Origin of the sequence: Vibrio sp. Vb0304, from assembly GCF_033338995.1 — a bacterium.
Taxonomy (GTDB): domain Bacteria; phylum Pseudomonadota; class Gammaproteobacteria; order Enterobacterales; family Vibrionaceae; genus Vibrio; species Vibrio alginolyticus.
Genome location: NZ_JAWOTT010000038.1, coordinates 1 through 13850 on the forward strand (window position 1 = coordinate 1; position 13850 = coordinate 13850).

At 45.5% G+C, this 13850-nt stretch carries 14 protein-coding genes and 1 pseudogene; 8 read left to right on the top strand and 7 right to left on the bottom strand.

The window, feature by feature from the left end:
- Positions 1-261, top strand: a pseudogene (locus tag R7P35_RS22940) (DNA-directed RNA polymerase subunit beta'); the annotation flags it as partial.
- Positions 262-433: 172 nt separating this feature from the next.
- On the opposite strand, the gene R7P35_RS22945 reads toward R7P35_RS22940, so the two are convergent.
- The gene (locus R7P35_RS22945; protein WP_005382515.1) at positions 434-925 is read right to left on the bottom strand and encodes an Rsd/AlgQ family anti-sigma factor; all 492 of its coding nucleotides are present in this window, start codon (positions 923-925) and stop codon (positions 434-436) included.
- 177 nt (positions 926-1102) lie between these two features.
- Between R7P35_RS22945 and nudC the strand changes: the two genes are divergently transcribed.
- Together nudC and hemE are read left to right on the top strand one after the other, a co-directional pair.
- Positions 1103-1900 (top strand): NAD(+) diphosphatase, encoded by a 798-nt coding sequence (nudC, locus tag R7P35_RS22950; RefSeq protein ID WP_005382516.1) that lies wholly within the window; start codon positions 1103-1105, stop codon positions 1898-1900.
- Between the two features lie 247 nt (positions 1901-2147).
- Positions 2148-3215, top strand: a complete 1068-nt coding sequence (gene hemE, locus R7P35_RS22955; RefSeq protein ID WP_213906397.1) for a uroporphyrinogen decarboxylase — start codon at positions 2148-2150, stop codon at positions 3213-3215.
- Between the two features lie 220 nt (positions 3216-3435).
- Here hemE and R7P35_RS22960 read toward each other — a convergent pair whose 3' ends face one another.
- Both R7P35_RS22960 and R7P35_RS22965 read right to left on the bottom strand, forming a co-directional pair.
- Positions 3436-4008 carry a uracil-DNA glycosylase family protein gene (locus tag R7P35_RS22960; RefSeq protein WP_005382518.1) on the bottom strand — a complete coding sequence of 191 codons (573 nt, stop codon included), beginning with the start codon at positions 4006-4008 and terminating at the stop codon, positions 3436-3438.
- 2 nt (positions 4009-4010) lie between these two features.
- On the bottom strand, positions 4011-4934 hold the full coding sequence (locus R7P35_RS22965) for a D-2-hydroxyacid dehydrogenase (protein WP_213906398.1): 924 nt from the start codon (positions 4932-4934) through the stop codon (positions 4011-4013).
- A 66-nt stretch (positions 4935-5000) separates the two neighbouring features.
- On the opposite strand from R7P35_RS22965, the gene R7P35_RS22970 reads away from it, so the two are divergent.
- The gene (locus R7P35_RS22970) at positions 5001-5588 is read left to right on the top strand and encodes a YjaG family protein (protein WP_005382520.1); all 588 of its coding nucleotides are present in this window, start codon (positions 5001-5003) and stop codon (positions 5586-5588) included.
- 79 nt (positions 5589-5667) lie between these two features.
- On the opposite strand, the gene R7P35_RS22975 is transcribed toward R7P35_RS22970, so the two are convergent.
- On the bottom strand, positions 5668-6801 hold the full coding sequence (locus tag R7P35_RS22975; RefSeq protein ID WP_005382522.1) for a hemolysin family protein: 1134 nt from the start codon (positions 6799-6801) through the stop codon (positions 5668-5670).
- A 253-nt stretch (positions 6802-7054) separates the two neighbouring features.
- Here R7P35_RS22975 and hupA point away from each other — a divergent pair, with 253 nt between their 5' ends.
- Together hupA and R7P35_RS22985 are read left to right on the top strand one after the other, a co-directional pair.
- Entirely contained in the window at positions 7055-7327 is a 273-nt protein-coding gene (gene hupA, locus R7P35_RS22980) for a nucleoid-associated protein HU-alpha (protein ID WP_005382524.1), read from the top strand.
- Positions 7328-7366: 39 nt separating this feature from the next.
- On the top strand, positions 7367-8065 hold the full coding sequence (locus R7P35_RS22985) for a DUF1481 domain-containing protein (RefSeq protein WP_213908276.1): 699 nt from the start codon (positions 7367-7369) through the stop codon (positions 8063-8065).
- Between the two features lie 78 nt (positions 8066-8143).
- Here the strand turns inward: R7P35_RS22985 and purD are convergent, their stop codons facing one another.
- Positions 8144-9433 carry a phosphoribosylamine--glycine ligase gene (gene purD, locus R7P35_RS22990; protein ID WP_258458710.1) on the bottom strand — a complete coding sequence of 430 codons (1290 nt, stop codon included), beginning with the start codon at positions 9431-9433 and terminating at the stop codon, positions 8144-8146.
- 194 nt (positions 9434-9627) lie between these two features.
- Positions 9628-11220: a bifunctional phosphoribosylaminoimidazolecarboxamide formyltransferase/IMP cyclohydrolase gene (purH, locus tag R7P35_RS22995; RefSeq protein WP_064377444.1), complete on the bottom strand. Its 1593-nt coding sequence runs from the start codon at positions 11218-11220 to the stop codon at positions 9628-9630.
- 265 nt (positions 11221-11485) lie between these two features.
- On the opposite strand from purH, the gene zntR reads away from it, so the two are divergent.
- Complete coding sequence (gene zntR / locus R7P35_RS23000; protein WP_005382529.1) at positions 11486-11884, top strand: Zn(2+)-responsive transcriptional regulator; 399 nt, start codon at positions 11486-11488, stop codon at positions 11882-11884.
- 163 nt (positions 11885-12047) lie between these two features.
- Positions 12048-13610: a lysine decarboxylation/transport transcriptional activator CadC gene (gene cadC / locus R7P35_RS23005; RefSeq protein WP_258458711.1), complete on the top strand. Its 1563-nt coding sequence runs from the start codon at positions 12048-12050 to the stop codon at positions 13608-13610.
- Positions 13611-13627: 17 nt separating this feature from the next.
- Here the strand turns inward: cadC and R7P35_RS23010 are convergent.
- Positions 13628-13850: hypothetical protein (locus tag R7P35_RS23010; RefSeq protein WP_318092673.1), on the bottom strand; the 223-nt coding region annotated here is incomplete at its 5' end.

Below are 13850 nucleotides of genomic sequence, written 5' to 3' on the forward strand. Positions count from 1 at the left end.
ACTGAGTCGTTCATCTCTGCGGCATCGTTCCAGGAGACAACTCGCGTACTAACAGAAGCTGCGGTTTCTGGTAAGCGTGATGACCTACGTGGTCTGAAAGAGAACGTAATTGTTGGTCGTCTGATCCCAGCTGGTACTGGTTTCGCATACCACCAAGAGCGTCAAGCTAAACGTTCTGAAGCGCAAGATGGTCCTTCTGCTGAGCAAGCAACGGATAACCTAGCGGCACTTCTAAACGCTGGTTTCTCTTCTGAAGAGTAAGTCATATAACGAGTAATCGTTAAAAGCTTAAGAAAAAGGCACCTTCGGGTGCCTTTTTAGTTTTTATACTACTTTGTTCTTCCGGTGGGATTTTCGATAAAGCTAGAAACAAAAAAGACCGACGATGATCGTCAGTCTTTTCTCTCACTCTATTTCTAAATGTTTGCAAATACTAAGCCCCAGGTGGCATAGACAGGCTTTCTGCGATTTGCTGTATCAGATAGTCCTCGACTTCAAAGCGAGTCTCAAGAATTTCCCCAATGAGACACATATCAGAATCGAAATCATTTAATTCATCATCTTCAGTCACTTCTGAGTACTTATCGTTAAAGTTCAATAATGGTTCAGTCGTTAGAACAATTTGACCATAGGTTTGATTGATCTCATTAGTCACGACAAAGCCGGTTGCTTTCCAACGGTCCATAACCATGTCATAAATTTTAAAGTGGCCTTCGGAGATGTAATCAACGAGGTGCTGACAGAAATCCTGCAGTTCGGAAGGAGATGGGAGTTCAATAACATTGGTTTTCGAACAAGGTTGCAGCGCTGCAAGCTTACAATATTCAACAATCAGGGATTGTCGTGTCTCTAACCAGTGATCAATGACATCACTTGAGCCACCCCACTGGTCTTGTGTTTGTTTGAATTTTCTTAGCATGACCATGCCCTCATGATCTGATCGCCCATCGGCGAACGTATCCTTTGCAAAGCAAAGTTAGTAAAGTTATTACAAACTCTTGTCCTTACTAGAATTTAGAGTGCACATTTACTTAACGATAAACTCTAGTATGAAATTAGATTGCCAGTAAAATGAACGAACTTCAAGCAAAGGGATGGTGTAATGTTAAGAAAAGGTGATGTTAACCGCGCGATAAATGCATACTGGTGTGTTGTTGCAGGAAGTGAAATTTGGCTGGTGGATGGTGCTGTGCCCTTCGGGTCTGCAGAGCAGTTATCACTGCCAGTAACGAGTGCAAGACCCATTGGTGAGTATTCTGGTTCGCCCGTCATGTGGCTTAACTTGGCCGATTTAGAGCATGATCTACCTTTAGTATCCCTGCGTGACTGCCTGCATTTTCCTGAGCCATTATTTATGTTGTTAAGTAAAGCTGTGCAATATGGGCACATGACGCAAAGTTTGCGCTTTTGTCCACAGTGCGGAGGAAGAAACTTTCTTAATAATAACCAGTTAGCCATGCAGTGTGGTGAATGTCGCACCCTTCATTATCCTAGAATATTTCCGTGTATTATCGTTGCTGTACGTAAAGAAAATCAGATCTTATTAGCCCAACATCCAAGGCATCGAAATGGTATGTATACGGTTATTGCGGGTTTTCTAGAAGTCGGTGAGACATTAGAAGAGTGCGTGGCTCGAGAAATTCATGAAGAAACGGGAATTCTCGTTAAAAATATTCGTTACTTTGGCAGCCAGCCTTGGGCTTTCCCATCCAGTATGATGATGGGGTTTTTAGCTGACTATGAATCCGGAGAGTTAAGCCCAGACTACACTGAGCTGTCTGATGCACAATGGTTTGGTATCGACGAGATGCCGCCTGTTGCGCCTAAAGGAACGATTGCAAGAGCACTTATCGAACAAACGCTGAAAGATATAGACTCTAATTGTCTGATAAATAGATAAAAAAAACCCTCCGAGAGGGAGGGGGTAAGTAAGATGTCGTTATGAGATGCTGAGTACTAAGTACTCAGTTTATAATTGTAGTTTTCGCTAGCGAACAAATTTTTAACACTGATACCGATTGGGTGCAAATTAAGCATTGATTTAAAAGTTAATAACTTGATCCAGGTTGCAAAGCACACAGCTATTGGACTTAAATCAGTGATAGAATACCCCCTTTCACAGAAAGCCTAACAGTTGGAATTACGGAATGACTGAATTAAAAAATGATCGTTATCTGCGTGCGCTTTTAAAAGAGCCGGTAGATTACACGCCAGTATGGATGATGCGCCAGGCAGGTCGTTACCTACCAGAATACAAAGCGACTCGTGCAGAAGCGGGTGATTTCATGTCTTTGTGTCGAAATGCAGAATTAGCATCCGAAGTGACACTTCAACCATTACGCCGTTTTCCTCTTGATGCCGCGATCTTATTCTCGGACATCTTAACGATTCCAGATGCAATGGGGCTTGGTTTGCGTTTTGCTGCGGGTGAAGGACCTGTTTTTGATAACCCAATTACATGCAAAGCCGACGTGGAAAAAATTGGTTTGCCAGATCCTGAAGGTGAACTGCAATACGTAATGAACGCAGTACGCCAGATCCGTAAAGACCTGAAGGGTGAAGTGCCGCTGATTGGTTTTTCTGGTAGTCCTTGGACTCTTGCGACGTATATGATCGAAGGTGGTAGCTCTAAAGCGTTTACCAAGATCAAGAAGATGATGTACGCGGAACCACAAACTCTGCACCTACTTCTAGATAAGCTGGCAGACAGCGTTATCGAGTACTTAAACGCGCAAATTAAAGCGGGTGCGCAATCGGTAATGGTATTTGACACATGGGGTGGCGTACTAACGCCTCGTGATTACAATCTGTTCTCACTGCAATACATGCACAAGATTGTAGATGGTCTGATTCGTGAAAACGACGGTCGTCGCGTGCCAGTCACACTGTTTACTAAGAATGGCGGCATGTGGCTTGAGCAAATCGCAGCAACGGGCTGTGATGCGGTTGGTCTAGACTGGACAATCAACATTGCAGACGCGAAAGTACGTATCGGTGATAAAGTGGCTCTGCAAGGTAACATGGACCCATCAATGCTTTACGCTTCACCAGAGCGTATCCGTGAAGAAGTCGCGGGTATTCTAGAAGGTTTTGGTGATGCAGGTACTGGTCATGTGTTCAACCTAGGGCACGGTATCCATTTGGATGTGCCGCCAGAAAACGCGGGCGTCTTTGTGGATGCGGTACACGAGCTATCTAAGCCATACCACAAGTAAGTTAGATTTTTTTGAAATCAAATACCGGCATTCAGTGCCGGTATTTTTTTACCTAAAACTCAAGGCCGTACAGCTCTGGTAGTATTTGGCCTACTATGATCTAATTACTACTCTAGCTGTACATTAGACATTAAAATTCAATATAAACAAATGCTTATGATTTCTGGTTTATGTTCTAATTTTCTTGTACAGATAAACAAGCAATTAGATCATGGGTAACCTAAAGCATCGAGTGAACGCGTTTTTTAAGGTATGGCACGACGTCAGATTCAAACCAAGGATTCTTCTTTAACCACAATGTATTGCGTGGGGATGGGTGAGGGAGCGGGATAAAGTCCGGTTCCCAATCTTGCCATTGCTGAACAGTTTGCGTGAGCGTCTTTGGTTTGTTAGTGAGATAGTACTGCTGCGAGTACTGACCAATTAGTAGAGTGAGCTCTATATTGGGCAGTTGCTCAAGAATCTTTTTATGCCAAGTGGGCGCACATTCTTTACGAGGCGGTAAATCACCAGAGTTCCCTTTGCCTGGATAACAGAATCCCATTGGGACAATGGCAATTTTATTTGGGTCGTAGAAAACGTCTTTGTCGATATCGAGCCATTGGCGTAATCGATCACCACTTGGGTCATTCCAAGGTATCGAGGTTTTGTGTACACGTGTGCCAGGGGCCTGACCGATGATTAGGATGCGTGCCCCTTTTGCTGCTTGCACGACAGGGTTTGCACCCAAAGGTAAGTTATCCGCGCATATCTGGCAGGCCCTCACTTGCTGCAATAGCTCGTCTAACGACATTCTTAGTAACCCTTTTCGAAATCCACTTGATAATTTAATGAAAACCCATCGCGCCAGCGTAGATAGTTGTCAGCAAAAATCTCGATGACTTGCTCGGGAAAACTCAGCGCAGCAATGTGTGGAGTGATGGTGACTTGCGGTAGTTTCCAAAATGGATGCTCTACCGACAACGGTTCTTGCTCAAACACATCTAAGAAGGCGTGTTCTACCCAACGGTTTTTCAGAGCGAAGAGCAACCCTGCCTCATCCAGTACGTCGCCACGACCTACGTTAAACAATAACGCCTGATTTAGTTGGCTGAGCGTTTGACGATTAAGTAACTGTCGCGTCTCAGGTGTACTTGGTAGAGTATTCACAACGATGTCGGCTTGCTCAAATGCCTTACTTAGTTCATTGATATGAAAGGTCTGATGAAACTCGCCGCCTAGAGTAGGGATACCTGTGCGGTTAATACCGATAGTTTTTATCCCCATTGCTTTAGCGGCGTTGCCCAGATAGCCCCCAATGCTACCGGTACCAAGAATTACCATGGTTTTACTTTTTAATGACGTGTACAGGTGAGGCTGCCATTGTTTGTTTTGTTGCTGCTGGTGGTATCGGGCAAAGTGGCGGTAATGGGCAATACTGTAACCCAAAACATATTCAGCAATCAGTGGACCAAAGATGCCTCGAACGTTAGTTAGAGTATAGTCCTGACGAAGGCTAGGGGATGTTAAGGCGTTGACACCAGCAAACGTGGATTGTACCCATTCAAGCTGTGAAAACTCGTCTAAGCTTTGTGATAGTAAGGGTGGATCCGCTAGTACGATCTGAGCGGCTTCTGGTTGGTCGGTGAGGCAAAGATCGGGCAGATTTTTCTCTGCCAGTAACGTTTTGTAGGTGTCGCGATGCTCTGAGAGCAGGAAAATCTGATTTGAATGCGGCATTAACTTTTTTCCCTGTGATGAATCAAGTACACTTTCGCTGTTTTTTTCTTCAATGATTGAGTGACTATGCTTAAGAATCCTCTTCAGGTTCGTTTAGAAAAACTAGAACCTTGGCAACAAATTACCTTTATGGCGTGTCTGTGTGAACGCATGTATCCAAACTATGCGATGTTTTGTGAGAATACAGAATTTGCTGACCCGCGTGCTTACCGAGCGATTCTTGATAGTGTATGGGAAATTTTGACAGTTAAGAACGCGAAAATTAACTTCGAACGTCAATTGGAGAAGTTAGAAGAGTTGTTCCCAAGTGCGGATGAGTTCGATTTTTACGGCGTTTACCCAGCGATGGACGCGTGTCAGGGTTTGTCTACGTTACTGCATGGTCTATTGGACCGCGACTACCTTTTCGATTCAATGCTTAAAGTGAGTCAACAGTCGGTACAAACCGTTGCTGATCTAGAGCAAGCACAAGGCGCAGAGCCAATCACTAACGACAACCAGAAAGAAAACGAAGCCGTATGTGAAGAGTGGGACGTCCAGTGGGCTATCTTCCGTCCGCTGCGTGAAGCGGTAGAACGTGACATCAGCTTGATTAAAGATTTGCGTGAAGAGCTACGTGAAGAAGGTGTGAGCAACATCGGTATTGCGCTTTAATTGTTGAATAAATAGAAAAAGGCATCCTAACTGGATGCCTTTTTTGTTTGTGCGTTTAAGCTGTTATACCTAATGCTGATTACGATTCTTTCGAGTCGGGTTTCGGTGGCTCTTGAGCTTCTGGCTCTTTATCCTGCTTCTCCGGCTCATTATCTTCTTCATCGTCATCGCGGCTTTCGATTACGCCGTGCATTTCTTTCCAGCTTTCCCAGCGTTGGTAAGCCAGCTCCTGCATGTCAGTGCTTTTATCTGCTTCGTCGATGATCTCCTCGCCTACGAGGTGTTCAAAAATATCTTCCAACGTTACCAAACCTAGCACGGTACCGTATTCATCAACAACAAGTGCCAGCTGTAAGCGATGAGTCATCATCTGGTCGAATACTTTAGGTAAAGTGGTATTGTTTAGCACCACTTGAATTGGGCGCATGATTGCTCCCAACTGTTTCTGTCCACAACCTGATTGTTGTAGTTTGAACAACTCAAGGCGATGCACAAAACCTATGATGTTATCTTTCTGCTCGCTGTAAACCAATGGGCGTGAGAAAGGCGTATCTTTGTGTTTTTCTAGGAACTCATTGATGGTCATTGTGGCATCGACACGGAATACTACTGGTCGTGGCGTCATAACCTGCGTTACGGGTACATCTTGGATGCCAAGCAAGTTGCTTAAGATTTTTGATTCACCCTCGGCAAACTCACCGCTTTCACGTGCCAGAATCGCCATTGCAGACAGCTCATCACGCATCTTCGGAGCTTCGTGGTTACGAGCAAGACGCTTGGTGATTTGCTCTGAGAACCAAACAAAGGGTGTAAGCGCCCATACCATCCAACGCAATGCGACCGCGGCAGTGGGTGCCAACTGACGCCAGTAGGTCGCGCCAATCGTCTTCGGTACGATTTCTGAAAGCACTAAGATCGCCAATGTCAGCACTGCCGAAAAGATACCTAATGCTTCGCTACCAAATACAACCGCAGCTTGTGCACCAGCAGTGGCCGCGCCGATAGTGTGAGCGATGGTGTTTAAAGTCAGAATAGATGCCAGTGGTCGGTCGATATCTGATTTCAGCTTAGCCAATTGCCCAGCTGCGGGATGCCCCTGTTGATTGAGCTGCGCAATGTAGCTCGGACTGATACTCAGCAGTACCGCCTCCAGCACCGAACAGATAAACGAAATGCCGATTGCAATAGAGATATAAATGGATAACAGCAGCATAGTTGCCCTTGAATGTAGTTTGATAGTGGTTATTTGCAGCTATTATAACCGCAAAAGTGACTTATAAATTGGTCCAAATACCTTGGAAAGCAAGGGTTTTCAGGGGGTATGTGGTAACAAATTGTGAGTTATTACTCATATTATGGCTAAAAGTACGTCAGAAAATCGAAAGATCGCTTACAAACCTTTGCCAGATGGGGCATTTATGTTTTAGAGTGAGACGAATTCGATAACCTATGAGAAGGGAAACCTAATGAACAAGACCCAATTAATCGACTTTATCGCAGAGAAAGCAGACCTATCAAAAGCACAAGCAAAAGCTGCTCTTGAAGCGACTCTTGATGGTGTAACTGGCGCACTTAAAGAGGGTGACCAAGTTCAACTAATTGGTTTTGGTACATTCAAAGTAAACCACCGCGCTGCACGTACTGGTCGTAACCCTAAGACTGGTGACGAGATTCAAATCGCAGCAGCTAACGTACCAGCATTCGTAGCAGGTAAAGCGCTGAAAGAATCAGTAAACTAAGTTAGAATGCACCGAGGTATCCTGCCTCGGTGCAATTTCATGAAAAAACATCTACTCACTTCACTTCTCCTATCTAGCCTTACCCTTTTTGGCTGTTCATCGGTTGAAACTCCTAATTTAGAACAATTCACGCATTTTTCTGGTGGTAAAGTTGCGGGAGATGCTAGCAGCTTGTACTGGATGACAGAGAAACTCACTCGTGTGAGTACGGCGGCTGATTATGTGACTATGGGGGACAATGGTTGGTTCCAGAGTGATTATCGCTGGGATGAAGGTGAGTTGCGAGAGTTGATTCGAAAAGGCGAGCAAGTTGATACCAAACAAGAGTTGGTGCCTTTTCAAATCCACATCCGTTTCAATAAAGATGGCGAAGCGGTTTACCAAAAATATCGTGTTAACCGTAAAGTCTTACCACTTCAGCATGACCAATTAGAGCGCTACAAAGCAGAAGCGAATGACGTAGTGGCATCGGTTAAGGCGCAGTCTCGTAACAATAAGAGCCTTATTCAAGGTTATTGGAATGGTCAATCGTTTGAAACCTGCAAAGGTAAGGTGTTCTCGACACTCGAGTTTAATCAGACGTTGCCAAAATTTATTATCGAGCGTCTCTCATCGGTAGACAGTTATGTGGCTTTTGTCGGCAAGCAGTCACGAAACAAAGCAATGGTCGATGAACTGTTGATGCTCAATGACGATGACTTTGATTGTGTTTCTCGGCCCAAGTTGATCTCTGAATAAACATTGCTTCGCATTCTCTCGAACAATAAAAAAAGGCGCTGAGTGCGCCTTTTGTTTTTTAGCCAACTTATGTTGTTTTTATTTTTCTTGCTCACGTGCAATTGCACGGTAGCCGATATCGTTGCGATGGAACATGCCATCCCAACTGATCTGTTTTGCAAGCTCGTAAGCACGCTGCTGCGCTTCTGATACGCTGTTGCCAAGTGCCGTTGCACAAAGAACGCGACCACCGTTTGTCACGATGTCGCCATCTTTGTTACCTGTACCAGCATGGAAGACTTTTTCGCCTTCAATTTCAACTTGTGGCAGACCCGAAATAACGTCGCCTTTGTTGTACGCTGCTGGATAACCACCGGCTGCTAGCACGATACCAATCGATGCTCGTGGATCCCACTTCGATTCCGCTTGATCCAGTTTCTCGTCGATTGCCGCTAGGCACAGATCAACAAGATCTGATTCCATGCGCATCATGATAGGTTGTGTCTCAGGATCACCGAAGCGGCAGTTGTACTCGATCACTTTCGGAGTGCCGTCTTTGTCGATCATCAGACCCGCGTATAGGAAACCAGTGTAAGGGTTACCTTCAGCGGCCATGCCACGTACGGTTGGGTAAATCACTTCTTCCATGATGCGGTTGTGGATTTCTTGTGTCACCACTGGAGCTGGAGAGTATGCTCCCATACCACCGGTGTTAGGACCAGTATCTTTGTCGCCTACGCGTTTGTGGTCTTGGCTGGTGGCCATAGGCAGAACGTTCTCACCATCGACCATCACGATGAAGCTTGCTTCTTCACCATCTAGGAACTCTTCGATAACGACACGACTACCAGCATCACCAAATGCGTTGCCTGCTAGCATGTCTTTGATTGCGTCCTCAGCTTCTTCTAGCGTCATTGCCACAATCACGCCTTTACCAGCTGCAAGGCCGTCGGCTTTCACCACGATCGGTGCACCTTGCTCACGCACGTAAGCCAGTGCAGGCTCGATTTCAGTGAAATTCGCGTAGGCACCCGTTGGGATTTGGTGACGAGCAAGGAAGTCTTTGGTAAACGCTTTAGAGCCTTCAAGTTGCGCTGCGGCCTGGGTAGGGCCAAAGATTGGTAAGCTCGCTTCGCGGAACGCATCAACCACACCAATAACCAATGGTGCTTCTGGGCCAACGATAGTCAGTTCAATCGCCTTCTCTTTGGCGAAAGCAACAAGGCCAGCGATGTCTTCTACATCGATGTTTACGTTCTCTAGTTTTGGCTCTAGTGCTGTACCTGCGTTGCCTGGTGCAACGAAGATAGTCTCAACATTTGGGTTTTGTGCCGCTTTCCAACCTAGCGCATGTTCACGACCGCCTGAACCAATGATTAAAACTCGCATATGAAAATCCTTAATCTTATAAATACCGTTTGCTCAAACTCAGATATTTCGCAAAGACCTGAGTATGGCCTCTCTAATTCAGTGGGACGAGGACAAGGCGACAAGTGAACTTATTCCTATGAGCATAGTATGCTATGTGATTAGGATAAGTGAACGCCGTCAACGCAGTTATCGTCCCAGTGAAGACGAGAGGATTAGTGGCGGAAGTGACGCATACCGGTAAAGATCATCGCCATGCCGTGTTCGTCTGCCGCTGCGATAACTTCGTCATCACGCATAGAACCACCTGGTTGGATCACACACTTGATGCCCGCTTCTGCAGCCGCGTCGATACCGTCACGGAATGGGAAGAATGCATCTGATGCCATTACACAACCTTCAACCTGTAGACCTTCGTCTGCAGCTTTGATGCCTGCGATTTTCGCAGAGTAAACGCGGCTCATTTGGCCAGCACCTACACCGATAGTCATGTCGCCTTTCGAGTAAACGATTGCGTTAGATTTCACGTATTTCGCTACTTTCCAGCAGAACAGTGCATCTTTCAGCTCTTCTTCTGTTGGCTGGCGCTTAGAAACCACTTTTAGATCGTCTAGGCTCACCATACCTTGGTCTCGGTCTTGAACCAGTAGACCGCCATTCACGCGTTTCACGTCAAAGCCAGTTGTCTTCGTTGTCCATTCGCCACATTCAAGTAGACGCACGTTCTTCTTCGCTGCAACCACTTCAATCGCTTCAGAAGAAACAGAAGGAGCGATGATGACCTCAACGAATTGACGTTCAACAATAGCGGTTGCTGTTTCAGCATCTAGCTCTTGGTTGAATGCAATGATGCCGCCGAATGCAGATGTTGGGTCAGTTTGGTAAGCGCGGTTGTACGCTTCTAGGATGTCTTTACCTAGAGCAACACCGCATGGGTTTGCGTGTTTTACGATTACACATGCTGGCTCGTTGAACTCTTTCACACACTCAAGTGCGGCGTCCGTGTCTGCGATGTTGTTGTAAGAAAGGGCTTTACCTTGGATTTGGCGAGCAGTAGAAACGGATGCTTCTTGTGGGTTTGCTTCAACGTAGAATGCGGCTGCTTGGTGGCTGTTCTCACCGTAGCGCATGTCTTGCTTCTTCTCGAACTGTTGGTTGAACGTACGAGGGAATTTGCTCTCTTCATCACCTTCTTTGTTCTCACCGTAAGATGGAACCATAGTGCCGAAGTAGTTTGCGATCATGCCGTCGTAAGCGGCAGTGTGTTCAAAAGCAGCGATGGCAAGGTCGAAGCGAGTTTCGAGAGTGAGAGATTTGTCGTTTTCGTCCATCTCTGCAATTACGCGGCCGTAATCACCTGCGTTAACAACGATAGTCACGTCTTTGTGGTTTTTCGCTGCAGAACGAACCATTGTTGGGCCGCCGATATCGATGTTTTCAACAGCGTCGGCTAGTGTACAGCCTTCTTTGGCAACGGTTTCTGCGAATGGGTATAGGTTTACGACAACCATATCGATAGGGTTGATGCCGTGCTTTTCCATCACGTCATCATCTTGGCCACGACGACCAAGCACACCACCGTGAACTTTTGGGTGAAGCGTTTTAACGCGGCCGTCCATCATTTCTGGGAAACCAGTGTAGTCAGAGACTTCGGTTACGGCGATGCCTTGTTCGGCAAGTAGGCGAGCTGTACCACCAGTAGATAGGATATCGACACCGCGCTCAGCAAGAGCTTGCGCAAACTCAACAATACCTGTTTTGTCTGATACGCTGATAAGCGCACGGCGAATAGGACGAGCGTTATTCATGCTTCCATTTTCCTCAAATTCACGGAGTTAAAGATGTTTGCCAAAAATGAACTTGTTTTTACCTCTTGGGGTAAAATATTGGCCAGTTTTGGTAAAGACCTTTGCAGGGTGTTTTCTGGTTAGAAAACAGTCTCCACATTTGATGGCGCGTATTCTAACCAATTTATTACAAAAAAGCTCGCGCAATCGTTTGGCATCTCAAAAATAATTGCAAAAAAGTCGTTCTTTAGCTTTAAAAGTAACGAGATAGTTAATAGGGAAAGTTATGTTTCAGATAGGTGAACTGGCAAAACGTTGTGGTGTGACTGCCGATACATTGCGTTTCTACGAGAAAAACGCGCTAATAAAACCCGCAGGACGAAGTGAGTCAGGCTATCGCTTGTATGATGAAGAGAATCAAAAGCAGGTGCACTTTATCCTCAAAGGTAAAGATCTTGGCTTGAGTCTGGATGAAATTAAAGACCTGTTAGAAATTAAGTTAGAAGCGACAGAACACAGCTGTGCAGAGGTAAAAGCCATTACTTCTGCCAAGTTAGAGCTGATTGATGGGAAAATTAACGAGCTGACGAAAATTCGCCGAGCGTTAAAGAAGATTAATGATGCTTGTTGTGGTCATACAGACGATGACGCCACACATTGCTCTATCCTTGCCGCACTTGAGTAGTCTCATTCTTGCATCACTTAACTTAAGTTTGCATTTTTGGCGACTTGCTTTTCTAGGTACATGCTGCTTTCCCACCTATAATCTTGCCTTTAGTTACTTGTAGGAATCGACCATTGTCTGATTCCTAGCGTAACGCTGTCTGTAGATACGAGAGTTTTCATACATGGTTGGAGTCTATTTTCAAATCAATGACTGGGTTTTGAGCGTTGATGAAAATAAGCTGTATCGACAAGATAGGGAAGTTACTGTTGAGCCACGCTTAATTAATCTTTTGCACTTCTTAGCGGAGCATGCGAATGAGGTGTTCAACCGCGAGGAATTGATTCAGTACGTTTGGGCTGGAGCGATTGTGACCGATCAAGTGGTGACTCAATCCATCTTTGAGTTGCGTAAGCTACTACGTGACGGTCGAGAGGAAAATACCAACTACGTTATCACGGTGCCCAAGCGTGGCTATAAGCTGGTAGCGAACGTGGTTACTATGACGCATGAAGAGTTTGTCACAAGTCGGCAAAATGAAGAGATCCCACCTTCTGTTGAAGAATCGGAAGAGGATTGTCTACCTATAGCACCAGCCGTTACCTTTCCTGCCGGTCCTCTAACTCGCGCAGTCTGCGAGATGTCAAAAGAGAAAAAAGCACCTCAGAGCAAAAACAAAATCAGCCCTTGGCGATTGGGAATTATGAACTTCATCTGGATCAGTATGTTGGTCGTAGTGATGGGCGTGTTTACCTACAAGCAGTCGGAAGTGCGTATTACCCAAGCCATCGATACCCATCTGATTGAGTTCAAGTTTCAAGATAATTTTACGAATGAAGGATTAAGCTACGATTTGGCAGACGGATTCGCCCAAAAGTTGATGTCCGACATTGCTCAAGTCAGTGATTACCGAGTCATGCTAAAGAAGGCGTCGTTTACTTCTGGCATTGTACCTGGTAAATCGGTTGTGGTGAGAGTTCGTGAGAATGACGGTGGCAGCTTTTTAGAGGTGGAATATCGCAATAACTCATCTGAAAAAGTGTTGTTTAGTCGTCAATACGCGTTAACCAGTAGTCATTTAAAGACAGTGCTTCAACAAGCGTCGTTGGATTTGATGCAAGTGCTGAAAGTGTCGGATGCCAAATTGAAATCTACGATGCTGGTGGCGGGAATGCCAATGAATCCCGACGCGTTGGAGTTGTTTGTTCAGGCTAACCATTACCTTAATGTCTCTGATACTAAACAATTCCGCCAAGGTATCGACTTGATGGAAAACATTTTAGAAATCGAGCCGGATAATGCTTACGTTCAAGCTGAGTTGTTGATTGCTTACCATGTACAAAAGGCACTTGATTTCTCACACGAGTTGAAGAAAGGGCGAATGCAGCAGCTCAGTGAAGCACTAGAGACTAATGTGAAAATGATGGTGGGGCCAATTCAACCGCGAATTTACGAAGCTTTAGCACTGCACGAAACCATCATTGGTGACATGGCGTTAGCCAAGCGGCATCTCGGACAGGCATTGAGGTTACGTGATTCAGTGCTTTCCTATGTGATTCGCGGTAAGCACGCCGAATTGGATGGTGATCTGGATTTAGCCAGTGAGTCTTACAGTGAAGCTTTCTATATTGATACGTCGGTTGAGACGTACCTGCTGTGCGAAAACTTGGTCTTCCCAAGTAACATGAAGGCGATTGATTACGCCATGTATCGCGCCGTTCACCCTTCTGTCGTTCGAATGCTTTAATTCTCTCGGACTCAACGTCAGCCTAATGCTAGCCCCTCATTTCGATGAGGGGCTTTTTTGTCGCTGTCGAAAAGTGAAAAGGGTGGGGCGGTGGGGCAATGACTTACGAAGGAGCTAACAACGCAAGCTTGCAACGGGAATGCATACCCGCTTTGCTTCTCTATCTCTATCTCTATCTCTATCTCTATCTCTATCTCTATCTCTATCTCTATCTCTATCTCTATCTCTATCTCTATCTCT

Excerpts from the sequence above, each read along its gene's own strand:
- R7P35_RS22945 (WP_005382515.1), bottom strand. The coding sequence starts at position 925 with ATGGTCATGCTAAGAAAATTCAAACAAACACAAGACCAGTGGGGTGGC.
- nudC (WP_005382516.1), top strand. The coding sequence starts at position 1,103 with ATGTTAAGAAAAGGTGATGTTAACCGCGCGATAAATGCATACTGGTGT.
- hemE (WP_213906397.1), top strand. The coding sequence starts at position 2,148 with ATGACTGAATTAAAAAATGATCGTTATCTGCGTGCGCTTTTAAAAGAG.
- R7P35_RS22960 (WP_005382518.1), bottom strand. The coding sequence starts at position 4,008 with ATGTCGTTAGACGAGCTATTGCAGCAAGTGAGGGCCTGCCAGATATGC.
- R7P35_RS22965 (WP_213906398.1), bottom strand. The coding sequence starts at position 4,934 with ATGCCGCATTCAAATCAGATTTTCCTGCTCTCAGAGCATCGCGACACC.
- R7P35_RS22970 (WP_005382520.1), top strand. The coding sequence starts at position 5,001 with ATGCTTAAGAATCCTCTTCAGGTTCGTTTAGAAAAACTAGAACCTTGG.
- R7P35_RS22975 (WP_005382522.1), bottom strand. The coding sequence starts at position 6,801 with ATGCTGCTGTTATCCATTTATATCTCTATTGCAATCGGCATTTCGTTT.
- hupA (WP_005382524.1), top strand. The coding sequence starts at position 7,055 with ATGAACAAGACCCAATTAATCGACTTTATCGCAGAGAAAGCAGACCTA.
- R7P35_RS22985 (WP_213908276.1), top strand. The coding sequence starts at position 7,367 with ATGAAAAAACATCTACTCACTTCACTTCTCCTATCTAGCCTTACCCTT.
- purD (WP_258458710.1), bottom strand. The coding sequence starts at position 9,433 with ATGCGAGTTTTAATCATTGGTTCAGGCGGTCGTGAACATGCGCTAGGT.
- purH (WP_064377444.1), bottom strand. The coding sequence starts at position 11,220 with ATGAATAACGCTCGTCCTATTCGCCGTGCGCTTATCAGCGTATCAGAC.
- zntR (WP_005382529.1), top strand. The coding sequence starts at position 11,486 with ATGTTTCAGATAGGTGAACTGGCAAAACGTTGTGGTGTGACTGCCGAT.
- cadC (WP_258458711.1), top strand. The coding sequence starts at position 12,048 with ATGGTTGGAGTCTATTTTCAAATCAATGACTGGGTTTTGAGCGTTGAT.